Below are 26,031 nucleotides of genomic sequence, written 5' to 3'. Positions count from 1 at the left end.
TTGTTGCTGCTGGTCCTGCTGTTGTTGCTGTTGGTCCTGCTGCTGTTGTTGCTGGTCCTGTTGCTGTTGTTGCTGGTCCTTAAGTTTTTCTTCGACAATAGCGAGATTCTTTTTTGCCGATTCAAAATCAGGTTTCTCTTTAAGTAGTTGTTTGTAAAGGTCCGCCGCGTCTTGTAACTGAGCATTTTGGGCTAATGCATTGGCTAAGTTATAACGCCCTTCAAGCGTTGTATTGTTTTTGAAGGAATTAATGGCAGCTTGGTAGTCTCCTGCTTGGTAGCTTGCGGCACCTTGCCAAGTTGGGTCAGTAAAGGTTTGCTGAGCTTTCTCAAACTCTCCTTGCTGATACCACTGTTGACCTTGCTGATCTTGATTTAAGAATGGGTTGGCTTGTACTTTGTGTGACATGGTAAAGGGCATAATCGTGATAAACACCATCCATATCATTCCTTTACGGAACAAGAAAACAGCTGGTATCAGTAGGATAGGCAGTAACCAAAAGCCATCATTGATACGTGAGTTAGTCTGCATATCTTCATTTTTAGTTGTGGTCATACTGTCATTGGCTAAATTGGTAAAAGCCGCAATATTTTCAACATCACGATTGTTATGTTGAATAGGTACAAATAAGCCACCTGTGTCTCTGGCGAGTTTTTGTAAATTTTTGAGGTTGGTTTTAGCAATTACAGTATTACCCTGACGATTTCTCATCAAAGAGCCATCTGGAAGGGCGATTGGAGCGCCATCTGCTGTACCAATCGCAAGAACAGAAACTCGAACTTTTTTACCTTGAAGTAGCGCGAGTGAATCGGAGAGCTCCTGATCACTTAAGTCATCAGCTAACAGAATAATATCACCCTGATCAACTCCGGCTTGAGTCAACTGTTCCAGAGAAGTTTTAATCGCAGAGGCTAGGTTCGAACCTTGAAACGGCATTAATTCTGGAGACAAATGTTCAATAATGCCAGCCAGAGTGTTTGAGTCTGTCGTTAGAGGACTGAGAGTATAGGCATCACCAGCATAAGCAACGAGCCCCGTCGCGCCTTCCTTCCATTTGGGAAGTAGGTCAAGAGCTTTATAGCGAGTCTGGGTCAGTCGGTTTGGTTTGATATCGGTCGCGTACATTGAACGAGACATATCCAAAATTAAGACTCGATTCTGACCTAATTTAAAGCTAGGTAACGCGTTCTCCTGCCAGCTTGGACCAGACAGTGCGATGCAAGTAATCATCCATGCCCCCGCCCATATAGCAGAGTAATGCTTTTTCTTAACGGCTTGACCCAAAGCCTTAGCGAGGTGAGGGGCAATCAGTGAGGATCGCTGAATTTGATAGCGACTATTTATCGCGATGACGATAGGAATGAGTATCAGTCCTAACAACCAATAAGGCGAGAGAAAAGTAAACTCAGCCATGTTTCCTCCTCAAAATAAATAAAAACACGGATAGGAGTAGAGCGGCAAACAGTGGGTACGGGAACCATTCTGATTGAGGCCGCCAAGTTTGTGTGTCACTTGAGACGGGCTCTAGCTGATTGATAGTGTCATAAATCTTTTCTAGCTCTTGTGTATCTCGAGCTCGGAAGTATTGGCCTCCCGTCATTTTAGCAATTTGAGTCAGGGTCTTTTCATCAAGATCGGCAGCGGTGTTGACCTTACGCGTCATGAAAAACTCTTTGACCATCATTTCACCCGCACCAACACCGACAGTGTAGATTGTTGCGTTGTATTTCTTGGCGATTTCTGCCGCTTCCACAGGATCTAAAACGCCAGCGGTATTACTTCCATCACTCAATAAAATCATGACACGTTGGGGAGCATCACCATCAACAAAAGTTTTGGTTCCTAAGCCAATGCCATCACCAATTGCTGTTCGTTCACCGACTAAGCCAATAACAGTTTGGTTGATTTGTTGTATAACTGTTTTTCGATCAGCGGTAAGGGGGGTTTGCAGGTAGGCATGATCACCAAATAAAACCAGTCCGAGCCGATCACCTTGTCGTTTGGCGACAAAGTCAGACAAGACACTTTTGACAGCACTTAAGCGGTCGATATATTCGCCATTTAAATTCATATCTTGCTGCTGCATTGAGCCAGACAAATCGACAACAAGCATCATGTCTCGATATTTGGGCTGAAACTCAATAGGGTCACCAAACCAAACAGGCCTAGAGCAAGCCACGACAAGTAAGATCCAGATACAGGCAGATAAGCCCTTAGCGATAAGCTGCTTTGGCTTCTGGCCATCTTGTCTGTTCGGTAAATAAGCAAGTTTGATTTCAGCTTGCTGAGTTTCTGCAGGAATGAGCCAATAAACTAGCCACGGTAAAGGCAATAAGAAAATTGCCCACCACCAGATAAACTCGATATTAGCCCATTGTGCAAGACTCGGTATCAGAGTGTTCTCAGTCACGTATTTTTGCCTTTTTCTTTACTGGAAGTGCGTTTTTAACCCAAAAAATACAGTCATCAATTAATTCTTGATCCTGCTCTGTTTGAGAGTTTTGATACAACGCAGCTTGCCATTGTTGTTGTTTATCGACGAAGCGAGAGTCTTTGCTATAACTATCCAGAAATTGATACCACGCGCTCCCCGTTAATGCTGCAACTTCTTCTCGGGGGAAGTAACTGAATGTGACTTGCCGTAGCACTTGTAATGCAGAAGAAGGCGTATGTGAAACATCTGGATTAGTCAGTAGACGCAAGGCTGTTTTTTTGGCCAGTCGCTGTTTCGCTCGTGATTTTATAAACAGTGAGATGATGATGAAAAGAAACACAACACCACTGATTATAATCCACCAACCCCATGCGAGAGGGAACCAGTTTACAGACTCTGGCACGATAATAGGGGCTAAATCTAAGCTTGGATTATTTGTTGTCATCATGAATTATTACTTTAATACTCCATAGGGTAAACGATGGTTAGCTTAGCTGCTGAATCAAAGGTAAACCACTGGATAGACCGTGAAAAGGGATCGCCATAGAGTGACAACGTTGCTTGATTTCTTTTTGGTGCGTCATAAAATTGGACTCTAAGGCTCGCCGTTGAGTCTTAGAACCAAAGTTAAACCACTGGCTACGTTGTCCATCTGATGCTTTTGCTTGTCCCCGAAACGCTGTTTCTCCATGTTCTAATGGATCATAAAACTGGACGGTTCTGACGCTGTTATGTTGGCTAAGTTGACGCAATTGCAATAACTCACTCTCTTTCATTTGGGAGAAATCACTCAGCATCACAATTTCGCTACCTTTGGGAGTTAAATTATGCAAAGTTTCAATTGCGGCCTGATAGTTTTGCTGACGAATAGGGTTGGCTTCTTGAGTCGTGAGCATTTGGTTGTGTGTGTTTACGATTGCATCCAAAATCCTCAGCCCCTGCTTTTGTAACGAAGATGGGCGAAATTCCAAGCATTTCTGTCCATCATCAATTACCGCACCAATTCGGTCTTTTTTGGCTAACGTGAGCCAAATCATGACACTTGCGAAATGGGCTAACTGAACCGATTTAAGAACATATTTAGAACCAAAATATAAGCTTGGACTCAAGTCGATATACAGGATGACCGCTTGTTCTTTATCTTCCGCAAACAGTTTTGTATGAGCTTTGCCTGTTCTTGCCGTTACCCGCCAATCAATACTGCGGATATCGTCACCCGGTTGGTATTGTCTGACTTCCATGAAGTCCATTCCGCGGCCTTTTTGTCGACTTGTATGGTTGCCGCTCATTTGTGACCAAATACTTTGAGCAGGAGGTAACCAACGCACAGATTGGGTCCGGTACTGAAGCAACTCTTCTAGGGTTAAGGCCACCCCATTGGTGTGAGGTGGTAGTGCATGTGATATCGACATGTTTATCACCTTTTAAGCGCTGCCTACAAGGTTTAGGAGCTTGCTGATAATTTGGTTCGCTGTCACTCCCTCAGCTTGAGCGTGGTAGCTTAACAGCAAGCGATGGCGAAGAACGGGGTAAGCCATCGCTTGAACATCTTCAGGAGAAACAAAGTCGCGACCACTTAACCATGCATGAGCACGAGCACAACGATCGAGTGCTATTGTTGCACGTGGACTGACACCCATTGATAGCCAATTTTCAAGATCTGAGTCATAGTCACTAGGCTGACGAGTCGCCATTACAAGACGCACGATATACTGCTCAATGGTGTCTGCCATATGAATATTGAGGACTTCTTTACGCGCTGTAAAAATATCTTGTTGAGTGAGAGTTGGACGTTCAATCGCAGTGTCACCTTTTGCTTCACCACGGTTAATGCGCAGAATGGCCAACTCATGTTCAGCATCTGGGTAATCCACATCTAAATGCAGTAAGAAGCGATCGAGCTGAGCTTCTGGCAATGGATAGGTCCCTTCTTGCTCAATAGGGTTTTGTGTTGCCATGACTAAAAATAGCTCAGGTAGCGCATACGTATTGCGGCCTGCTGTGACTTGTTTTTCGGCCATGGCTTCTAACATGGCAGCTTGTACTTTTGCTGGTGCACGGTTGATTTCGTCAGCAAGGATCAATGAATTAAAGATCGGTCCAGATTGAAAGGTGAATTCACCCGTTTCAGGACGGAAAATATCAGTCCCTGTTAAGTCTGCTGGAAGGAGATCGGGCGTAAATTGAATACGGTGAAAGTCACCTTCAACACAATCGGATAGCGATTTGACAGCTCTCGTTTTAGCAAGTCCAGGAGGGCCTTCAACTAAGATATGCCCATCAGCAAGCAGTGCAATGAGTAATTGTTTGACTAAATTAGGTTGCCCTAGTATTTGGGACTCTAGATAGTGTTGAAGAGTGTTAAAGTTGGTTTTATGCATTGTATACTCTCTGCGTTATCCATCGATTTTTATCATTGAACGTTGGTCACTTTCATAAAGGTAAAAGTTCCCTTTACTGAATGAAAATTATTGTCAATTTTTGCACTTAAATGTTTAGTGCTTCTTAGGGGGCGTTGAATTTATACTGTCTAAGCTATTGTAATGCAAATATCTATTGTCATTTGAGTGAATGATATTAACAAATATCATTTATTTCGATGTAATGCGGCATAGCTTCAAGTAAGAGAGTTGGATAGAATTATATTCAATTTCCCTTAATATGCGTAACTAGGAGCTGTATCACTAATTCGATTCCAAACAACACAAACTCGTATAGCTGAGCACAGCACCACGAAACTATTTGGGTAAGCACGACATTGTTAAAAACAGTATGGTCATAATCAGCAGGTAAGTATAATGAAAGATTTTGAAACTGAACTTGAGATGATTGTTCAAGAAGCGAGTCAAGAGACAGAAGTAAAACTCCCTTCTTTGGAAGAGCAAAAGGAAATTGTTTCAATACTGAAGAAGTTAGAAGCAGAAGGCAAATTGACGCCAGAAGTGCTAGAACAACATTTCGGTCAGTTTAATCAAAAAAACGCTATACCAATACATTAAGGCAATATAAAAGGGAGTGGTGTCGCTCCCTTAGTACTCTCATCTCTACGAAATTTCTATTTCGAGTACAGGCAATCATAGAATATTGAGTTAAGCAATACCTCAAGTAACAAATGCCGACCAATCTGAAGCAAGTAGGAAGCTAAGATATGGAGAAACTACAGTTAATCGTGAATTTTTTATTCACTCACAAAGTCATTCTGACAGCACTTATTTTGCTTGTCATATCTCTTGTTCGTCGAATCATCTTATCCCAAATCCGTGGTGAGGATGCTTTTATTACTGAAAGTCAGCGTAATTGGATGTCGAGAACTAAAAACGGCAGCTTTGTCTTCACTCTCATCATTCTTTTTGTTCTTTGGCAATCTGAAATTAGCGAGTTTGCCTTGAGCGTAACAGCGATTGCTGTTGCGATCGTTGTAGCTTCGAAAGAGATTATACTGTGTTTTACTGGTTCTATTCAGAGAGCAAGCTCACGCTCTTTTCGTGTAGGTGATTGGATAGAAGTCGGTAAATTATGTGGAGAGGTTATTGAACATAATATGATGGCGACGGTAATACAAGAAATTGACCTCCATCATGGACAGTATAATTATACAGGCAAAACAGCCACCTTACCTAACAGTATGTTTTTTACTTACCCCGTAAAAAATCTAAATTTCATGAAACGTTATGTTTATCATAATTTTTCTATTGTTGTTAAAGATTTTGTCAACCTATACCCTATCTTGCCTAATTTACTGGAAAAGATAGAAGGGCATTGTAGTTACTTTAGTGATGTTGCTCACCGTTATAATACCATGATTGAAAAGCATGCAGGTGTTGACTTGCCAGGAGCGGAACCACATGTGCATATCTCCAGCAACATAAACGGAGAGCAGGTTGTTCATATTATGATTTTTTGCCCTACAGATAAAGCTAATCATCTAGAAGAGTTAATTCGGAAAGATTTTATGGAATTATATGAACAGCGCTTTCCTCTAGTCCAGAATCATTGAAGGTTAACATTTTCTATAGTGGCTAAGTTACGTTTATTATATAACCTTGAATCGTTGTATTACTATGATGTAGGCTGCTATCAGTAGCTTCAAAACGAAGACAGATATGCTCTGTAGTACTGATAGCAAAACTACGCTCAACCACACGTTGTAAATTGGTTGTTGAAAGGTAGAAATTCTAAAAGAATAGGGGTTAGTTTAAGGCATAACACTTAATAAGGTGCAAGGTTATTTTCATGTTCAGGTTTTTACTTTTGCGGCTGTAAATTAAGTAGATACTGGTTAAACTCTTCGCTTGCTTATCTACATATGGGGGAAGTACCCCGCCCCCCCATAATTGAGTTTTTTCAAACTAATTATTGATGCATTACCTAACTTGTTAACTCAAATTTACCCTGCATAATTGCCCAATGCCCAGGAAAAGAGCAAAAGAAAGTATAATCACCGACTGGCGACATCTTTTCTGTATTGAAAATAACAGATGTACTTTCGCCACCTCCAATAACTTTAGTAGAAGCATAGACTCTATCATCAGCTGGTTTAAGGTAATTATTTTCAAAGCCAGCCGACATACCATCAGTACCAACTGCTTGAACATTTTCGCTATCGGTAATAACGATATTGTGACCCATCGATTGGGCTGGCATTTTACCTGTATGGTTAAGCGTTAACTTCACTTCTTTACAACTTACTGGAACGCTTAAAATCTTTGATGAAAACTGCATAATATCATTAGCATCAATCGAAATTTCGCAATCCGCATTTGCTTGTACGTTAAGGCTTACTCCCCAAAAAGTAATCGCTAAAATAGTGCGTAAAGGCATATCTTAATTCTCCATAATTGATAATTGAGTAACTGATTGAATCGAAAAGGTATTGTTAATAATTTAACTAAAGGATATACATAAAAAAAGTAAACAACAGTTTGTTGCAAAATTTATACTCTGTATTCACGGTAATGATCAGTTGCTGAAGGAGTTTTGGAGTAACTTAATGTTCCAAGTTAGCGTTTAAAGAGAATATTATTACCTTAAATATCAATTGCATATATTTTCTATTAAACTCAAGGATAATGCCGTATTGTAAAAATATGTAAGGAATGTTTCTGCTATCTAACACCTCCCTGTTTAATTGCCTTTATTATATGGCTACTAATCAGGTTAATGCTTTTTTGTCCAGAAATATTAGATATTCATGAGATCTTTTAAAGTTGATAAGTGAGTTAAAAGTCTCAACTTTTATTAAATTTATTGATACTTCTGGTTTTTTTGAGGAATTATAGAAAAATCACATTTATTTGAGAGGTTGTTTCCACTTTTATCACCATTACATTTAGTTACACCCATATATTGTCATTAAAAAATAAAAGGATAAATATAGCGCCATCCCAGACTCCAATATGGCATGTTCTTTATGAGACGCCATGAAGTCAATTGGCTATATCAATCTTATATAATTATGGAAGGCTAAAATGCTAAAGAATAAACTTGCTTTTGTACCAGGTGCACTAGCTCTTGCGATCGGGATGGGGCTATCTCCTGCATATTCTACAATAGTGACTGATACAGCAGTAGTAGGTGCGGAGGGACAATGGTGGAATAACTACTCAGTTACCCTTACCAATAATGGATCTACTGCTGTTGAGTTAAGAGGATCAAAAATTGTATTTGATTCAAACTTAGCGTTGTCATCTCCTTCATGGTCGGCTGTAGGCATCAGTTACCCTAGCATAAAATTTTCTAGTGTTGCTCAAGGGCAAACCCATCGTAATACATTAAACCTTTCTTTTGACAATGGTAGTTGGGTCAAATCACAGTTACCAGTAGGACAAAGTATTCAACTCACTCTAGGTGTCAGTGGTGTGTTAGATCTAAATCTCTTACAAAGCACTATGCGACTAGAAACCAGTGATGAAGGTGGAACTGGTGGTGATCCCGAATTGTCTTTTCAATTAACGTCACCTGCGAATGGCGCTGAATTTATTGAAGGACAAACGGTCATTATTTTAGCCGATGTTCAGGCAACAAATACGAGCGTAAAATCGGCAACGTTTTTCGTTGACGGTACGCAAATTGCGAGTCTTACGCAATCGCCTTATCAAGCAAGTTGGAGTGCAGTTGGTGAAGGGGCTCATTCCATTAAGGTCGTCGTTGAGGATGTTTCTGGTTTAGTTCAAGAGCAAACCGTTGCAATAAATGTAACCGCTCAAGAGGCGGGGGAGCCAGTTGCTCCAGAAGTCAGATTTACAACACCGAGTAACGGTTCAAGTGTTATTAAAGATCAAGCGGTAGAAATTAATGTTCAAGCTTCTGACTTAAATGATGATCTATCTCAAGTCATTGTAAAAGCCAATGATGCGGCTATTTGTGAGTTTGACGCGACAGTAACAACACAATTTAATTGTCAATGGAATGCAACCAATGTCGGTAATGTTACTTTACAAGCGGTAGCAACGGATGCACAAAACTTATCTTCAACAGCACAAATCAGTATCAGTGTTGAAGAAGCGAGCACACCAACACCAGACGGCCTATGTGCAGAGTTTAATGTTTACCCAGATTGGACACGTGGGGATCATGCGAAAGCTGGTGACATTATGGTACATAAAAACATCGCTTACTCAGCAGCGAGTTGGACACAAACTATTCCCGGTAGCGATCAATCATGGACACACCACCTCAATTGTGATGGAACAGAAGCGGGCACCGCGCCATTGCTGTCTCTACGAAATCCAATGGATCCTGTTCGCTTAGAGGTTGCTGGTTGGCCAAATACTTTCGTTGTCGCTAGTCCATCAACAGCGGCGCCCGCAACATTGACGTTCAATACAAGCCCAGTATCTGAATTAAAAAACCTCGAACAACTGACCAACCAATTTGTGCAACTTATCGAGCAGGCTGAAAATGCGGGTACGTCTTCCCTAATTATAAGCAGTGACGTGTTGGATAAAGTCACTCAAGACAAAGGTAACTCGATTGGTTCGGTTGCCGTTAAGCAAGCGCTCACAAATGCATTAACTCTTACAGGTAGCTCGATTGATAGTGCAGCGGTGAATGCACTTAGTGACGATGTTAAAGGTTGGGCTCAGGCACATAACTTAATCCTGACTACACTAGCTCCACAAGCTAAGTTTGGTTGGTCGCTAAATATTGGTGATTTTGCTTTTGATACACATTCTGGGCGTCAGTCTGTTTGGGATGCTGCGTCTGTTTATACCGCCGAATTATTGAGTAAATTTGGACTGTATCAACTTGATGCAACAACGAAAGCTGACTTTTTGGCCTTTACTAAATCTGGTGCAACAGCTGCGCTAACCAGTGAGCAGTGGCACAATGCATTAGAATATGTAAAACAAGTTACAGATTATGTGGAAGCACCAGCAATGCTGGCGAACATTCCTACTGAACAAGCGGCAAATTACTTTATGGGGCAAACGACGGCAGAACAGAAAATTCGTAAATCAGCATACAGTAACGTTTTCGCTCTGTTATTTGATAAAGATTCAGAGGCGTTATCCAGTAAAATTGCTCGTTACCAAAATGCCAAAGTACCTCTTTATTACGTAGGAGAGGAGCTAGAGAAAGGTGCGTTAACAAGTATTGAGGCACTTAACCAAGAGTTAGCCGCTGTTGAAAATGTGATGAACAATGAAGCGTTCTTATATGAAACGCCACAATCACAATGGGAGCCTTCTACAGTTTACAAGTGGGCAGACTTTCTCGATGGCTTGAATGCAATGCACAATATCGGGGTAGCAGGCAATAAATTCTGGTTGTTAGACAGCAGCGTTGATGATGCGACCAATATCAAGTATGCCAAAGTCGCGATTGCAGCATTCCTCGCGCAAAGTATGCAGGAGACGATTCGCTACAACGCGTGTGATGAAAATAACTGGTCTGAAGTCAGATATGGTGCGCCAACAGATTACCCAATGTCTGCAAGTTGTGGTCAGTTGGGTCAGAAATACGCAGATTATGGCGTTAACCCAGTCTCAGGTCTAGATTATGCTTACTCTTGTCCTCGTGATAATAAAATGGAAGTGAGTGCTCTAACCCATGCCAAGTGGTACGGAGCGCCTGCACCAGTCTTTGCTGCACCAGATACTGTATTAGAAGAAAGAGGTTTATTGGTCAATGGCCATGTCGGGCGTTGGACGAATAATGGTCACTGTAATGATGTGCCAGAAAATGTCGATACTTCTAAGCAAGTATGGGAACGTGATGAATGTAGAGTGTATGTTGGGCAAAAAGCGGGAACCTTTATTTGGGACGGCAGCAGTCAAGAAAGTGTTGAAGGTTGTGGTTGGTGGGGACGTGGTGTCATTCAAACGACGGGACGCCAAAACTTCGGCACACTTAACCATTATTTGGGACGCTCGCATGTTGATCCAGATACTATTGGTAAAACAATTGATGGTGTAATGGTTGAAGCTCCACCAGTAAACCCACTTTATGCTGATCTTGATTTTTGTTCAAATCCTGGGCTGATCTGTAGCTCTGAAGAAAACAAAGAAATTAAATGGATCGCTGGTTTGTTCTATTGGGTCACGTCTGTACAAGCATATAACAATATAGATGGTCCATACAGTGATTGGAATTACCATGCTGAACTGAAAAAATATGTAGATAGTGGCATGACGGGATCGCAGTTTATTGATGATGTCTCTGGCATCGTAAACCGTGGTTGCCCTGATTTAACCTGCTCTACAGGTGATGTGCATAACGTAGAAGAGCGCCGTGAAAACTTCATGCTCGTACTGCAGAAACTGGGTCTTAATCCACAGTAAACTCTCTGTTAAGTAAATGATAGAAAACAAGCCACCCATTTTCTAGGGTGGCTTTTTTATCACCACTTTTTATAACCATTTTTTATTACATATTTGTAATAGACTATTATGATTTGAATCTTAATTTATAAAATTTCTTTTTAATCAGTTGCTTATATGTTTTTGGTGGTCCTTTGGCTTCTCAGTGGTCAAGGATCGTTGGTTGTATTCTTTGGTCATTCTATGCGATGCTTGCCTGATATTATTGTCAGGCTAAAACAGTAAGTAATGATGGAGTGATTCTTAAGCAATTTCACATTCATCTTACGTAACGTTTTACATGAGCCTGTTTATTACAAATTTTTAATCGTTAAGCTCAATTCTCCTATTTTAATAAATGCCAGAATGTGCTCAATAGAGTTTGACTGATTAAGGTGTTAGGCCATTTTATGCGTAAATTTCAATTATCATTACCGATTCAACTTCTTATCTCAGCGTTGCTTGCTTGGGTTGCCGCCCAATTAACACTGTATTTCTTTGATGGCTCTGTCGATAAAGCCATATTAGCTAACAATGGTTATTACCAAACTTTAATGTTGGGTAAAACGGCCTACCTTGGCTTATTAAAAATGGTTGTTGGCCTTATGGTGCTATTTTCGCTTGTTGAAGGCATCACAAATATTGGCTCTGTACTACGACTAAAAGCTTTAGGTGGTCGAACAGTACTTTTTTATAGTTTTACTACTTTAATTGCTATTGCTCTTGGCTTAGGTGCTTCGCTTGCTTTGCCTGCTTGGGAGCCATTGAGTCAGACGGTCCCAGTCGCAAGTGATGTGAGGTTGATTGATGCAGAAGCTGCTGGTGGTGCTGCAATACTAACAAACTTAGTCAAAATGGCGCTAGTAAACCCTTTTGCGGCTATAGCAAACGGAAACTTACTTGCCATAGTGGTGTTCTCATTTATGGCTGGTGTAGCAATTTTGCTTTCTGTACCAGCTAATCATCCATTATTAGCCGTGATCTCTGGTTTAAACCGAAGTGTTAATACAATTATCCGAGGCATTGTAAAGTTATCACCAATTGCCATTTTTGCGATTGTACTTGATATTACTTTGACATCAGAAGGTAGCTTAATTCAACAGCTCGCTCTATTCGCATTATTGGTGTTTACTTTAACGATGATCCACGGACTCATTGTATTGCCGACTCTTGCTCGTACACTGGCTGGTATTTCGCCTATCAAACTTTTTAAAGCGATTTCTGCTCCACTTGCGATGGCATTTGCCACCTCTTCAAGTGCTGCAACTTTACCATTAGCGAAACAAACCGCTGAAGAAAACCTTGGTGTTTCTCCGGAAGTAAGCAGTATGGTTCTGCCGTTGGGTTCAGTAATGAATATGGATGGGACAGCTTTATTTGAAGGTGTCGCCGCAATCTTTCTTGCTCAGCTATTCGGGATTGATTTAAGTACGACGGGCCTTGTCATGATCTTTATCATGGCGATGGTGTCATCAGTTGGAGCTCCTGGAATGCCTTCAGGTTCGATGTCTGGTATGCAACTTGTTTTGCTTGCTGCCGGTATTCCATTGGAAGCGATTGCAATTCTGCTTGTGATTGAGCGACCGTTAGATACATTCCGAACAGCTGTGAATGTAGAAGGTGATTTAGTTGCTACTCTGGTGATTGATCGTTGGCAGAAGAAACATGCATTAACAAGTACTTCTTCATCAGAAAACTCACATTTGTCTGTTTAATAAATATTCATCATTAAATCAAAAAACACGAACTCTAATGGGGAACGTGTTTTTTATATGGCAACTGGAATAGTTACGAGTAATGGTTATCGTAAGTGATAGTTGTTATTCGGGTTGTAATGATCGTCTTTTAATCTGTGAATGCTTGAGTTGTGATAATACATCGCAGAGTGAAGGTAAAATAGATTGACCTAATTGGCGTATTTCCTCACTAGGTTCAACTAAGTCGGGGATCTGAAACGCAATCATATTTGCACCTACGGCTGCACGTATACCATTGTTCGAATCTTCAAAAGCCAAGCAAAAAGCAGGCTCTATATTTAAACGCTTTGCGGCAAGTAAAAAGATTTCTGGGTCGGGTTTACCATCATTAACTTCGCATCCAGTTGTTATATTATCAAAATACTTGTCTAATCCAGCTAGCTTCAGTTTTATTTGTGCGACTTCTCGTGCAGTGGAGGTTGCTACTGCTGTTGGGATATTATTTTTTTTCAACCATTCTAGCAGTTCAACCACCCCTTCTTTGACTGGGATAGCCTTATGTTTTACTACAACATCATAGCGTTCACGCCAATCATTACGTAGTCTGTCTAAATCATCGCCATAAACTTCTTTTAAGATGTTTTCGATGCCTGCCGCGTTTCGCCCAATCATAGAAAAGTAAACATTTTCGTAAAAAGGCAATTGTTGCGCTATGCAAGCCTGTTTGAAGATTTGCATACATACTCGTTCAGTATCGAGCAGCAAACCATCCATATCAAAAATGGCAGCTTGGTAATTCATGATTCTCATTCTTGGTTTAAGTGTTTGAAAAATATATTATAATTGCAATCCGTAAGAGTGGAAGGTATTTATAATAACAATGTGGCATAGCGCAAGGTTGCATTGTGTAGTTGGTGCTTGTCTAACTAATGTAATTTCTCAAAAATATACTTACATTTCATGATATTCTCGGAGAATTAATTGCGCCACTTGAGTAAGAAGTTGCTCACTAGCTTGAATTGATAGGTCATAATCTTTGATGTAAATACCAACATATACGGGCTGATACCCTTCTCGCCATATTACGAATAACTCTGCCCTTGAGTCACGTGCAAAGCCTCGTCGCTCTGCGATTGACCAGCCTTCTGGAATTGTGGGAAAGACTTTTGATTTGGAGCGCTTGATATTTTTCATCCACGTTTTTAATTGTTCACGAGCACCGTAATTTAGTTTGTCACCCTCTAATATGTTACGAAGATTCAAAACCATTGTATTCGGCGTTGAGGAATTACCTCTAAGTGAACTATCGGTTGGAAAATATTCGGTCAAATAGGTTTTTGTATCTTTGATGGAACGTAAAAAAAGAACGGTTGTTTGTGGACCACCTAATTCTCGCATTATGACGTTGGCGGCAGTGTTATCACCTTCTAATGTTGCAGCTTCGCAAAGTGTTGTAAGATCAATAGGTTTTTCTACCCAATGTTGAGTTGCTGGTGAGTATGAAGATAACTCTTCTGGTTTAATAGTGATTGTGGCATCTTTATTGAGTGTTTTACGTTCAATGGCATCTAACATTGCTGCACATACGAATACTTTTGCTGTTCCTAGAATTGGGAAACGTTCATAGCCTCGATAGTCCCACCGCTCATTGGAATGTGTATCCCAAACCGAAACACCGATCCTGCTTGATGTTTCCTCTTCTAAAGTGGCGATGGTACTTTCAAGTGAAGAGGCGAAGTTAAAAAAAGGATATATAACAAGCAGTAAAAAAAGAATTTGTTTTTTCATTTTAACCCTTTAGCCAACATCCTTGATTATTAGCTATGATATTACAGACTTAAGCTGCTTTAATACGAGTCCTACAAAAAACTGAAGCTAAATCAGATTATGGTGAACTTAATTAGATTAGTGTTTAAAAAAGTGAAACTAAGATAAATTATAGCGATTAATGTTCATTCTTAACATGTTATATTTTAATATTTCGTGTTTTTTTGAAATAATTCTTATTATTCAAAGGGCTAAGTGAAATGTATATAGTTAAAAATGACATTAAATGAAGTTTATACTGTTTTAGATTAATATTTGTATTTGAGTATCATATATGAAACCTATTGTTTTTTGAGTGAATAAAATCTGAGTAAAACATTGTTTTACGTATATGCTTAAATAGATATTAATCGCTAATTTAGAGACTATGCTAACTGCTTTTAAATGGTTTTTGTTGTTGCTACCAGGACTACTTTGGGTTGCATTAAGGCGATATAACGAACTCTGGTGGGTTGATAACATCGTCTCTATTCCATCCATCATTTTACTTACATACTTAACATGTACCATCATGCTGTTATTTTATCGCCAATGGATCATTGGAGCTGCTTCATTTGTTATCACTCTTTGCCTTGTTCCTCTTCTTGTCACCAGTGAAATACATCAGGCACGACAATGTGATGGGAAACTTAAAATCATTCAGTTTAATATCTTCTATGAAAATCCAGATATTAACCAATTAATCAATTACTTAATGCAAAACCCCGCAGACCTAGTTATCATGCAAGAGTTGTCTCCAAATGTAGGTGATAAATTACATTCACTGGACGATCTTTATCCTTTTTACTTCGGAGGGCAACAAAACCTTGGCTACCCTTCTAACCAAATGATACTAAGCAAGTATCCTTTAGAACCCGTTACGATTTATCATACACCTGATGGGCAAGAAGTGGTTAGAGCTTTATGGCAAGTTAATGAAGGTGAAGCGATCACACTGATGACGGCACATCCACCTTCGCCGAGAAATGAAAACCTTTGGCAGCGCCGTAATGCATTGATTCGTACCATTGAAATGTTAACTGAGCGTTATCCAAGTGAGGAGATGCTAGTTGTTGGAGACTTTAATATTTCGGCAGCCAGTCCAGGGTTTTCAGAGCTTTTTGAACATTTTCAATCTATGCCTGTTGCGACGTGGCCAACTTCGATTAAAGGACTTCCTATTCCAGAATTCACAATGATAGGAATAGATCATTTATGGCTCAAATCTACGAGTATGCTAAGACAGATCTGCCATCGACAGTCAATGAGTGAGCCTGATGGCTCAGATCATCGACTAGTTGAAACTGTTGTAGGATATTAAGGTGAGTTTACTTCAAAAGTAATGTTGAGAAACTCGAATTAAAAGCTTCTAGAGTACTTTTTCGAATACGATAGCAAACTTTTGGTGGTATGGGTTCGGCTGAAATAAAGTCGGCTTGTTTCAGTATTCGTAGATGTTCTGAGACAGTTGATTGTGCCAATCCTAATTCAGAAACGAGATCGCTGTTCAAGCAACCGCCTAAGGTATCAAGAGTGTGAAGGATGTGCAGTATTCGAATTCGAGCAGGGTGGGCGAGTGCTTTAGCTTGTAATGAAAGTGTTAATTCAGCATCTAGTTGAAACTGGGTAACTTCAAAATTAGTTTCGCAGTGACTATTACATGGCTCCTTCATTTACGGACCTTTCTGTTTTATCGCTAATCTACGATTTAATATACGCTGACTTCAATAGTTAGACAAGGAATAAGGTACGTTGGAAAAAAGCAGAGCTAAAATACAAACGTTGGGGGTGAGTGCATCAGAAGCTAAGCTCTGCTTTTTGTGTTGTTGCCATAGCCGCTTTTAACAGATTAGGCATGTAAAAAGTATCATCGAAACTCATCACCAAAAAAACAGAGAAAGTGTTATTTTTTTATTCCGTGTTTAAATTAAGTGCAAAGTTTACTACTTCTTTGTTCGATTCAGCCAAGCTGACCGTTGTGTAAACATTGTTTTATGCTTCATATCTTGTGGTTTAAGTTAGGAAACCTAACCAATCAATGCCCTAAAAGCGGAATAAACCAGCCTGATATCTTCTGGTTTTGATACCTACTTAAAGGCTAAGAAGTTGTTTAAGGCTAAATAAACCCTCATAGAGCATGGCTATTCACTTTATTAGTAATAAATGAAGTTATAAGTCTTAATTAAGACAATTAACGTCCTAAAGTTGTTGTTTCGTATGGTAACATCAGTATTAATATCTATTTTTGGTTTTAATCACTAATCTGGATAGGTATGAATTACTATAACTTTTTTAAAGATCTTCTAAAAAATGCTGATATTGAGTTAGATGGGGATAGACCTTGGGATATCAAAGTTAAAGATGTCAATATGTTCAGTAGGATTATAGAGCATGGTTCATTGGGGCTAGGAGAAAGTTACGTTGATGAGATGTGGGAGTGCCAAGATTTATCAGAAATGATTTCTAAGCTTCTTGCTTCAGACATTGAATCCAAGTTAACCATCTCAAATAAATTATCTGTTGGGGCTTCATTAGGTAAACAAAAATTAAAAAAACTACTGAACCCTCAGAGTATTTCTCGAGCTAAAGTTGATGTAAGTTCGCACTATGATTTAGGAAATGATCTTTACGAAAGAATGCTTGATCCAAGAATGACCTATACATGTGGATATTGGAAGAAGGCGAGTAACTTAGCTCAAGCTCAAGAACACAAACTTGACCTCCTATGTAGAAAGTTAGGCTTATCTAAAGGAATGAGAGTTCTAGACATTGGATGTGGTTGGGGAAGCTTCATGCAATTTGCCGCCGAGAAATATGGTGTCATATGTGATGGTTTAACTTTATCAAAAGAGCAAGCTGAATTAGGGCAGAGTAAGGCGAATAATGCTGGACTACCAATAAATTTTATCTTACAAGACTACAGAGAATATAAACCTGAGTACAAGTATGATGCAGTTGTATCTGTTGGAATGATCGAACATGTGGGTCCAGGTAACTATAAAGAATATTTTGAATGTGCAGATCGATTCATGAAAGAAGAGTCTATATTTCTATTGCATACAATAGGTTCAAGTATATCTAAGGTGGATTGTGAGCCGTGGATTGATAAGTATATTTTCCCTAACGGTGTAATACCTTCATTAGCCCAATTAGCACAAGCAATGGAACCAAAGTTTAATATTGAAGATTTACACAATTTTGGGCCTGATTACGATCTGACACTTTGTGCATGGTATGAAAATTTTGAGCAAAGCTGGCCAGAATTACAATTTAAATATGGCGAACGATTTTTTAGGATTTGGCGTTATTACTTGCTTTCATGCGCAGGAGCATTTAGGGCCCGAGATATAAGTTTATGGCAACTTGCATTAACAAAAGGTGATAGAAGTCTTCCTGAAAGTGTAAGAGCGGTTTAAATGCTCAACCAACTATAGAATTTTTTCTGCAGTTAGCTTTAAAACTTTAACGTGTTTTTAGTGGCGTTGAAATCATTCCTTTCATTATAAACAAATGATATATCAAATATCACGCTGCTAGATATGATAACTACAGGGATGTAAATCATATGAATGGAAAGAAGATATATATTGTAATAGTTTAAATCTATTATGAGATCTATAGCTCTTTTTATTTCTTATTATATGCGTATAGTTTCACACTCCATGTAATAAGGAGTTTTTTAGATGAAACATAAATTATCATTAACGCTAGTCCCTCTCTTTTTAAGTAGTCAAATACTTGCTGAAAATAAAAGTATTACTGATAACAAAAAGCTATTTGGTGACATTTCACATGAGCTTTCGGCTGAATATAACAAAAAAGCAACTATTGATGTTGTTAGCAAAGATGGGAAAAAGCATAAAGTCTATTTGGAATCCCTTTATCAAAGTGATAACGGTGGAAAAGCTTACGATAATTATGGTAATAGTTATATCCTAAAGGGTATATACGAAGTTCCAAATGAATTCGGTAATATGATCGAGCGCTCATGTGCAGAGGCTAAGCTCTATTTAGATCCGTCATTTTTACCTAAAGTTGCACCTGAAGACTTACCAGGACCGAGCTGTTATATTGAAAGTAGTGCTAAAGAAACTGATGACAATAATAATTTTATTGACAGAGATGCTTATTCTAAAATTCTTTTAGGTGGCAATGGAAAAGATCAGACGTTTGTATGTAAGCGATTTTCGGCTTATGCACCACCAATGGTTTGGAGCCCTAAAATTAATGTGGCTAGTCATCTTGGTAGCACAAGTTATACGATAAAAACTAAGATCATGGGTAATACTCAAGTTCAATCTTGGGCTAAGTTCTACAATCGTGGCTGGCAGAATAAATATTTCTACGATTCTTCTATCAATTTGACTACTGGTAATGCTGCTGCTTCTGTATACATGTCATATAAAGGAAACCCATTAGGGTCAGCGATTCAAGGTACTGTTTGTTAGATAAATTTAATTAACTCAAAGCACTGCTTGAGAGAAAGTGGTGTTTTATCTGTATACTTTATAAGTACCATTATATCACCGTAGCTTTGTATATCGATGCTAGATATTGAGACCTTTACCTTTATATTTCTCGCTTGGAACCCATCTTAAAAGCACTCAATACAGTTGCCTATATTATTCCGTGTACAACATGGATAAGTGTATACTAATGATGTTTTATATACGGAAAAGTTCAATTTCGAACGTGCTCAAAAAGCGCCAGGTTGGCTTAAAGAAATGAGAGGTGAGCACACTTCAGAAACAGAAGAATATGGTATTGATAGCTTGAACTATTTAGTCCATCGCCCTTCATCCAGAAAAATATAATGAGTCGGTAGAGCCGCACGGTGATAGAAGACAACAGTTGGTTTTATTGGCCAACGTTTGGATAAAAAAGCGATGGCAGATGCCCTCAACGAATGCTTGCTGACTGAAAAAGAAATGTCATCGGGTCAGGGATACTGGAAAAAGTTATCAGATCCTTAGAGTAAATTTAATAACCTTTAAATTAATAATATCCTCTATTTCAAATGAATGTGGTAGTTTTGGTTCTTTTGATATTAGCCTTGCAGTGTTATCAGAAATTTTCATAAAAGTGCAATATCACAGAGGTATTTGTAAAAGACTAAAGTGAAAGATTAGCTGAAGAATTTTTGCTTCATATTTAGCGCTATGTTGACTAAAGCAATTAGGACCGGGACTTCGATTAATGGACCAATAACACCTGCAAAAGCTTGATCGGAGTGTATACCAAACACTGCGATTGAAACGGCAATTGCTAACTCAAAGTTATTGCCTGTTGCTGTGAAGGCAATAGATGCATTTTTATCATATTCTATACCCATTTTTTTTCCGATAAAGAAGCTGATAAAGAACATTAATACAAAATAGATCGTCAATGGAATGGCAATTCGAAAGACATCCATCGGTAGTTCGAGAATCATCTCACCTTTTAAACTGAACATCAGAATAATAGTGAGTAGCAGTGTAATCAGAGTAATTGGAGAAATACGAGGAATGAATACCTCATTATACCATTGTTCTCCTTTTGTTACGGTCAGCAACTTACGACTCCAGAAACCAGCTAAAAATGGTACACCCAAATAAACAACGAGGCTCTTGGTAATATCACTAACTGAAATGTCAACTATAAAACTATCGTATCCAAACATAGGTGGAAGAATAGTAATGAATAACCAAGCCATGAAACTGTAACTGATGATTTGAAATACGCTGTTTAATGAAACTAACATTGCACCATATTCCTTATTTCCACCTCCAATATCATTCCATACTAAGACCATGGCGATACAGCGTGCGAGTCCAATTAAGATGATGCCGGCCATATATCCAGGGTGATTCCCGAGAAAGAGTAGGGCTAAGGCGAACATTAAGATAGGGCCGATAATCCAGTTCATGGTGAGCGATAAACCGATTGCTCGTTTATCTTTGGTTACATTACAGAGTAAACGATAGTCTACTTTAGCAAGAGGAGGGTACATCATAAAAATTAATCCAATTGCTAATGGTACATTAGTGTTACCAATTGACATTGACTGATTCCAATCTGAAACTTGAGGGAAGGTAGCTCCTATCCCTACCCCAATAGCCATTGCGACAAAGATCCACACCGTAAGGTAACGGTCGAGAAATTGCATTTTTTTATCTTGTCTTACTAATGTTTGAGTTGACATATGACCCACTCGTTCGTTTATCGTCGAATTGCGATTGATAATAATATTATTTCCATAATCGTGCAATTGATATATTAGTTATTAGGGGGGCTGATTACGAGGAGTTTTTAAACTATGCGCGTGCAACGGGTTGAAACTACTCTAGCGCTGATTGGAAGAAGGGTCTTTAAAGGTCATAAAAATTAATCTAACCAATAGATATTGGGCTTCTGGAGGCAAGAGTCGTGATGCTGCAACAATATCCTCAGCTACAACGTTTGATACCCCCTTTATATCAAGAGCAATGTCAATATCGGTTAAATTTAAGGCTCGCAAAATTGACCGATATTGAGAGAGTTTTAGATCTGACTCACCTCGCTCAATCCTCTGATAAGTCTTGGTACTCATGCCTGCAATATTAGCCATCTTTTCACGAGATAGGTTTAATGCTTTACGTCTTGCAATTAAAACTTCGATGAGTGGGTCAAGTTGCATCATTATTCCTTAAAAAGACACTTTTGTCCTTAGACGAGCAATAAGTGGACCACTTTTGCCACCCTATGTTTACCCTTTGTCGCAGAGGTATGAGAATGAAGAGCATGAGATGATTATACTTGGTCTGCTTGTTGTAATGGAAAAGTATCAGCACTATCAAACAATCAAAGACAAATCAAAAGTTCTCAAAATGCAACGCACTTTGGAAAAACTGATGGAAGAAATTCGTCGCAGCTGTCAACAAACACGTTATGATATTGTGTGGCTGACGCAGCAATCACAAATGCGGTTGATGAAATTCAAGGAATTGTATCTACACCGAGGCAAGGTGAAGGATACAGAAATCAAGCTTGTTTATACCAAATTGACGAGTGCTGAAAAGCAAATTGCAGACATGGGCACAGCAGAGATAACCTTTATCATTGATGCTTTAGATAAAGAGATACAGTCGTTTACAAAGAAGAATAAGATGCTGGGAGGGACCCCCAGCATTTTTCATGGATTCACCAATGATTTCGAACCGTGAACCCGTGCTTAAAGGTATTTCACCGAAAAATTCAGTATGAAAATAATAACGGCATTGAAACATGAAGGCTATGCTCCCGATATCTAATCATTGAATTAGAGTTGTAAACTAATGTGTACGTAAATCTCATTCCTGTGTCACGAAATAAATACACTTTCACTTGAAAAGCTCGATTTAAAAGATTAAGTGCCATGCACTAAAAAGGTTCGTGAAGCAGAAATATTAAGTTTAACGAATGAAATTCATGCTTTTTCTTTTCAATTATTCAGTTAATGCCTTACAATCCTCTAGCCCTAGTCGATTTATTAGAATATTGATTTATTTGGGCGGTTGAGTGCTGTCATTTTGCTTCGAACCCAAAATGAGGCGCTCTTATTTTATTCACAAGTATGATGAAACATGCCGATGGTGCAAGTCTCTAAAGTGCTCTCGTTGGCTACTTAAATCATGCTGTGCATAAATGATCACAAAGTAACAATAAACGGATTAAATTTAGAGGTATTAACCGTGAATCTGAAACTTCTTGGCAGTTCCTTAATCGTTGCAGGTACTGCTCTTGGTGCTGGTATGCTTGCCATACCTATGGTGCTGGCTCAATTTGGCCTCCTATGGGGCACACTTTTTATGCTTTTTATCTGGCTGGGGACAACCTACGCTGCATTAATGTTATTGGAAGCAAGTTGTAGAGTAGGTGGCGGTATCAGTATGAACGCTATCGCACGAGATACACTTGGTACTCCTGGACAACTGATTACTAATATTTTGCTATATGCCCTATTAGTATGTTTACTCATGGCCTATATCATTGGTGCAGGTGACGTGATAACGCAAGTTGTATCTTCATTAAAATTTGAACTGGCTCCCTACGTCAGCCAAATAGCATTCACGTTATTGTTTGGCATTATTATCTCTTCAGGGACCAAAATTGTTGATTTGCTGAATCGCGGTTTATTCATTGCAATGATTACAGCTCTTGTATTAACGTTAGGCTTCTTGGCTCCAAATATCACACTCTCTGGTATAGGTGATACTGTTAATACTGACGTGTTTGCATTATTCCAAACCAGTTCTGTAGTGTTTACAAGCTTCGGCTTTATGGTCGTTATTCCTTCATTGGTTAGCTACAATAAAGAAGCCACTAAATTTCAGCTTCGAAACATGATCATTGTAGGTTCCCTGATTCCTTTGGTGTGTTACTTACTGTGGTTATTTGCGGTAATAGGTAACCTTCCTCCTCAAAAGCTAACACAATTTTCAGATTTATCTGAGTTAATCGCTACCCTTGGTCAGCAGTACTCTAGTCTTGAGTTTATTCTCTCCATATTTACAGGACTGGCTTTATTGACGTCATTTTTAGGTGTTGCTATGGCACTTTATGATCAAAACGCAGACCTATTAAACGCGAATAAGCCTATCGTATTTGGCACTACGTTTATTTTGCCATTAATCGGCGCCTTATTTGCTCAAAAATACTTTCTGGCCATTCTTGGTTATGCTGGTATTATTCTTGTGTTTTTAGCAATATTTTTGCCACTGGCAATGATGATATCTGCTCGTAGTCGGTATAATGAAGTTAAAGATGTGTACCAAGTCGGTGGTGGCAATTTAGGAATAGCTTTGATTTTCTCATTTGGCTGTTTTTTGATTTTTGCACAGCTCATGTAAGTTGTAAAAGAATATATCGATAAGTACTGGCTTAACTTGGAATTTATAAAATGATAATAAAAAGCCACTTGTTAAAAAGCAAGTGGCTTTTTTGAAGAACGAATAAGTATTTGAGAAAAGATAGATCTTGTAGCCATGTGGCGAGTTAAGCAATTAAACAATAAATCGATTTAAGATCTCGTCTTGTTCAGCGACGTTTTTATATTGGGCTTGCATAGCTTCATTGGTTCGGTTGGCTGAGTCGGAAACTTTATTAGAAAGATCTTTAATATTAACCGTATTATTGTTGATTTCTTCAGCGACGAGGCTTTGTTCTTCAGCTGCAGAGGCAATTTGAACAGTCATGTCGGTGATACGCTGAATTGCCTCGCGAATCAGTAGTAGAGATTGGTTCGCGTGTTCAGCTTTGTCTACAGCTTCCGACGCACTATTTCTACTTTGCTGCATGGCATTAGCGACTGAAGAAGCGCCAGACTGTAAATGTTCAATCATATGACGGATTTCGGTTGTAGACTCTTGTGTGCGTTGAGCAAGTGTACGAACTTCATCAGCTACAACAGCAAACCCTCGACCTGACTCACCTGCTCGTGCAGCTTCAATTGCAGCGTTTAAAGCCAGTAAATTAGTTTGATCGGCAATGTCATTGATAACTTTTAATATTGTTTCGATATTTGTTGTTGCTGATTCCAAACCTTTTACTTCTTCAACAGCTTGCTCAATATTACTCGATAGTAAATCGATAGTCTGTGTGGATTCAGCAACAACAGTAGAACCTTCTGATGTTGCTCTATCGGCTTGCTTTGCAGCACTTGCAGCATTCTGAGCATTACTGGCAACATCGCTAGCTGTTACAGACATTTCGTGCATAGCGGTTGCTAATTGTTCAAGCTCTTTTTGTTGTGTTTGAGTCGACTCTACTGCGCAATCAGATGCTTGTACGGTTAATTTTGTGCCATGTGTAATGTGAGCTGACAGTCTTTTAGAGTCAATAATTTGCTTCTGTAGGTTTTTCACGAATGAATTAAAACCTTTGGCAAGTTGCGAAAATTCTTGATCAGTTTGAGTCGTAAGTCGTTGCGTTAAGTCTCCACTACCTGTTGCAACACCCTGGATTGCTTGGTTTAGCTGATCTAGTGGCCGCATAAGTATTCTAATTAAGAGCGTAAGCGCAAAAATTGAGGTAATAACCGCTATAAGAGAGCAGATAATTGCACTATTTCTTAATGTAGTAACAACAGAGTAAGCAATTTTTTCATTAATAACAGCACCAATGAACCATTCTTCGTTAGGCACTGCTTTAAAATTGATCATAAATGGGTTGTCGTTAATCTTAACATGTTGAATACCTGGTTTAATTTGAACCTGTGGAAGGTAATTAGACAGCTTTTCACCATTGTACTTTGTTTCTGGATTGGCAATTGTCATACCTTCTTTAGTTACGAGAAAAAGATAACCAGCATCAAACAGGTTAACATGATTGATTAAGTCGGCTAAAGAGGTGAGTTCCATGTCAAAAAACATGGCGGCAAAAAACTGATTGTTTAATTTGACCGGAGAACCAATTGATATGATCATTTCTTTCGATGAAAGATCGATATAAGGTTGTGTTAACGTTAATTCACCAGCATCTTTAGCAGAAATAAACCACGGTCTTGTTCGAGCATCATAGTCAGAATCTGCTTCCCAAGCTGCATCATTTTCTATCATAAAGCCATCGCTATTATAGGCAAACCCTGCAGCACGATAACTATTTTTAGCAATCTGTGTCTCAAGTACGGCACTAACATAATTACGATCCAGAGGATTGATTGCTAGGGTATCTGTGATTGATTGTGCTAGGTCTTTTTTGGCATCCATTTCTGACTTTAAGGTGTTACTAACGCTTGTCAGTATTTGATCAACGCTTTTATCGATATGGTCTTTTAGCTGAGATCGAATTATTAGAACTTGTTTTGTTGACAACAGTGCAACAGTTATAAGTAACAAGATCGAAGATGCGGTGACAACTTTGTGTCTGAATTTCATATGTTTTCCTTTAGCATCGCCAGATTGGTTTCAATACAACAATAGGCGGGTTAAAAAGATCTGAGATCTTCGTTTTTATTTGGTACGACTAGTTACCTTTAAGTCAACAAGTTTCAAGCAATAGATACACTAAAAAATATCAATACAATTTGCCTTGTTTAGAGGAAAAATACGAATGAAATCTGACGTTTTTATATAAGTTGTGAGGTTTCTATAGTTTTATTAATCTGATATTGAATTAACAATAAATAAAATGAAATAACAGATCGGCTTTCGGCTTTTAGTTATTGTTATGTATAACGTTGACTCTAATTCTATCAATCCAGTTAAAGTAATAATTATCAATTGAGGGTAATGATTTTATTTATAAAGTATTGGGATAGAATGAAAAAGGCCCCGTTTTGAACGGGGCCTATGACAAT

22 protein-coding genes are annotated in these 26,031 nt (G+C 38.9%); 10 read left to right on the top strand and 12 right to left on the bottom strand.

What is annotated here, in order from left to right; translation table 11 throughout:
* The 5 genes from VSA01S_RS13610 to VSA01S_RS13590 all read right to left on the bottom strand — a co-directional run.
* Positions 1-1,413: vWA domain-containing protein (locus VSA01S_RS13610; protein WP_147052710.1), on the bottom strand; the 1,413-nt coding region annotated here is incomplete at its 3' end.
* Complete coding sequence (locus VSA01S_RS13605) at positions 1,406-2,410, bottom strand: vWA domain-containing protein (RefSeq protein ID WP_050567275.1); 1,005 nt, start codon at positions 2,408-2,410, stop codon at positions 1,406-1,408. The genes VSA01S_RS13605 and VSA01S_RS13610, both read right to left, overlap by 8 nt.
* Entirely contained in the window at positions 2,403-2,879 is a 477-nt protein-coding gene (locus VSA01S_RS13600) for a DUF4381 domain-containing protein (protein ID WP_039979980.1), read from the bottom strand. The genes VSA01S_RS13605 and VSA01S_RS13600 overlap by 8 nt, the downstream gene beginning before the upstream one ends.
* A 40-nt stretch (positions 2,880-2,919) precedes the next feature.
* Positions 2,920-3,846: a DUF58 domain-containing protein gene (locus VSA01S_RS13595; protein WP_039979932.1), complete on the bottom strand. Its 927-nt coding sequence runs from the start codon at positions 3,844-3,846 to the stop codon at positions 2,920-2,922.
* A gap of 12 nt (positions 3,847-3,858) precedes the next feature.
* Positions 3,859-4,815, bottom strand: a complete 957-nt coding sequence (locus VSA01S_RS13590; RefSeq protein WP_039979933.1) for an AAA family ATPase — start codon at positions 4,813-4,815, stop codon at positions 3,859-3,861.
* Positions 4,816-5,232: 417 nt separating this feature from the next.
* Between VSA01S_RS13590 and VSA01S_RS13585 the strand changes: the two genes are divergently transcribed.
* Both VSA01S_RS13585 and VSA01S_RS13580 read left to right on the top strand, forming a co-directional pair.
* Complete coding sequence (locus VSA01S_RS13585) at positions 5,233-5,433, top strand: restriction endonuclease subunit S (RefSeq protein ID WP_039979935.1); 201 nt, start codon at positions 5,233-5,235, stop codon at positions 5,431-5,433.
* 149 nt (positions 5,434-5,582) lie between these two features.
* On the top strand, positions 5,583-6,431 hold the full coding sequence (locus VSA01S_RS13580) for a mechanosensitive ion channel family protein (RefSeq protein ID WP_039979936.1): 849 nt from the start codon (positions 5,583-5,585) through the stop codon (positions 6,429-6,431).
* 371 nt (positions 6,432-6,802) lie between these two features.
* Here the strand turns inward: VSA01S_RS13580 and azu are convergent, their stop codons facing one another.
* The gene (gene azu / locus VSA01S_RS13575; protein WP_039979937.1) at positions 6,803-7,255 is read right to left on the bottom strand and encodes an azurin; all 453 of its coding nucleotides are present in this window, start codon (positions 7,253-7,255) and stop codon (positions 6,803-6,805) included.
* A 647-nt stretch (positions 7,256-7,902) separates the two neighbouring features.
* Between azu and VSA01S_RS13570 the strand changes: the two genes are divergently transcribed.
* Positions 7,903-11,217 carry an Ig-like domain-containing protein gene (locus VSA01S_RS13570; RefSeq protein WP_039979938.1) on the top strand — a complete coding sequence of 1,105 codons (3,315 nt, stop codon included), beginning with the start codon at positions 7,903-7,905 and terminating at the stop codon, positions 11,215-11,217.
* Between the two features lie 428 nt (positions 11,218-11,645).
* Positions 11,646-12,950: a dicarboxylate/amino acid:cation symporter gene (locus VSA01S_RS13565; RefSeq protein ID WP_039979939.1), complete on the top strand. Its 1,305-nt coding sequence runs from the start codon at positions 11,646-11,648 to the stop codon at positions 12,948-12,950.
* Positions 12,951-13,055: 105 nt separating this feature from the next.
* Here the strand turns inward: VSA01S_RS13565 and VSA01S_RS13560 are convergent, their stop codons facing one another.
* Complete coding sequence (locus VSA01S_RS13560) at positions 13,056-13,733, bottom strand: HAD family hydrolase (RefSeq protein ID WP_039979940.1); 678 nt, start codon at positions 13,731-13,733, stop codon at positions 13,056-13,058.
* 150 nt (positions 13,734-13,883) lie between these two features.
* Entirely contained in the window at positions 13,884-14,720 is an 837-nt protein-coding gene (locus VSA01S_RS13555) for a class A beta-lactamase (RefSeq protein ID WP_039979941.1), read from the bottom strand.
* Between the two features lie 406 nt (positions 14,721-15,126).
* Between VSA01S_RS13555 and VSA01S_RS13550 the strand changes: the two genes are divergently transcribed.
* Positions 15,127-16,059: an endonuclease/exonuclease/phosphatase family protein gene (locus tag VSA01S_RS13550; RefSeq protein ID WP_039979942.1), complete on the top strand. Its 933-nt coding sequence runs from the start codon at positions 15,127-15,129 to the stop codon at positions 16,057-16,059.
* A 7-nt stretch (positions 16,060-16,066) separates the two neighbouring features.
* Here the strand turns inward: VSA01S_RS13550 and VSA01S_RS13545 are convergent, their stop codons facing one another.
* On the bottom strand, positions 16,067-16,411 hold the full coding sequence (locus tag VSA01S_RS13545; RefSeq protein WP_039979943.1) for an ArsR/SmtB family transcription factor: 345 nt from the start codon (positions 16,409-16,411) through the stop codon (positions 16,067-16,069).
* Between the two features lie 600 nt (positions 16,412-17,011).
* Here VSA01S_RS13545 and cfa point away from each other — a divergent pair.
* The 3 genes from cfa to VSA01S_RS20035 all read left to right on the top strand — a co-directional run bounded on the left by cfa (position 17,012) and on the right by VSA01S_RS20035 (position 19,552).
* Positions 17,012-18,154, top strand: coding sequence for a cyclopropane fatty acyl phospholipid synthase (cfa, locus tag VSA01S_RS13540; RefSeq protein ID WP_039979944.1), 1,143 nt, complete (start codon positions 17,012-17,014; stop codon positions 18,152-18,154).
* A 267-nt stretch (positions 18,155-18,421) separates the two neighbouring features.
* Positions 18,422-19,186: a hypothetical protein gene (locus tag VSA01S_RS13535; RefSeq protein ID WP_039979947.1), complete on the top strand. Its 765-nt coding sequence runs from the start codon at positions 18,422-18,424 to the stop codon at positions 19,184-19,186.
* A 198-nt stretch (positions 19,187-19,384) separates the two neighbouring features.
* Positions 19,385-19,552 (top strand): hypothetical protein, encoded by a 168-nt coding sequence (locus VSA01S_RS20035; RefSeq protein ID WP_158000757.1) that lies wholly within the window; start codon positions 19,385-19,387, stop codon positions 19,550-19,552.
* A gap of 311 nt (positions 19,553-19,863) precedes the next feature.
* Here the strand turns inward: VSA01S_RS20035 and arsB are convergent, their stop codons facing one another.
* Together arsB and VSA01S_RS13525 are read right to left on the bottom strand one after the other, a co-directional pair.
* A complete protein-coding gene (gene arsB / locus VSA01S_RS13530) occupies positions 19,864-20,919 on the bottom strand; it encodes an ACR3 family arsenite efflux transporter (protein ID WP_039979949.1) in 1,056 nt (351 codons plus the stop codon).
* Positions 20,920-21,060: 141 nt separating this feature from the next.
* The gene (locus VSA01S_RS13525; protein WP_039979951.1) at positions 21,061-21,393 is read right to left on the bottom strand and encodes a helix-turn-helix transcriptional regulator; all 333 of its coding nucleotides are present in this window, start codon (positions 21,391-21,393) and stop codon (positions 21,061-21,063) included.
* A 109-nt stretch (positions 21,394-21,502) separates the two neighbouring features.
* Between VSA01S_RS13525 and VSA01S_RS13520 the strand changes: the two genes are divergently transcribed.
* Both VSA01S_RS13520 and VSA01S_RS13515 read left to right on the top strand, forming a co-directional pair.
* Positions 21,503-21,919: a hypothetical protein gene (locus VSA01S_RS13520; protein ID WP_227739607.1), complete on the top strand. Its 417-nt coding sequence runs from the start codon at positions 21,503-21,505 to the stop codon at positions 21,917-21,919.
* 507 nt (positions 21,920-22,426) lie between these two features.
* Positions 22,427-23,584, top strand: coding sequence for an amino acid permease (locus VSA01S_RS13515; protein ID WP_039979952.1), 1,158 nt, complete (start codon positions 22,427-22,429; stop codon positions 23,582-23,584).
* A gap of 153 nt (positions 23,585-23,737) precedes the next feature.
* Here the strand turns inward: VSA01S_RS13515 and VSA01S_RS13510 are convergent, their stop codons facing one another.
* A complete protein-coding gene (locus VSA01S_RS13510) occupies positions 23,738-25,609 on the bottom strand; it encodes a methyl-accepting chemotaxis protein (protein WP_039979953.1) in 1,872 nt (623 codons plus the stop codon).
* Between the last annotated feature and the right edge of the window lie 422 nt (positions 25,610-26,031).

The sequence above is a fragment of the Vibrio sagamiensis NBRC 104589 genome, assembly GCF_007990935.1.
Lineage (GTDB): Bacteria > Pseudomonadota > Gammaproteobacteria > Enterobacterales > Vibrionaceae > Vibrio > Vibrio sagamiensis.
This window is presented reverse-complemented; position numbering and strand designations above follow the sequence as displayed.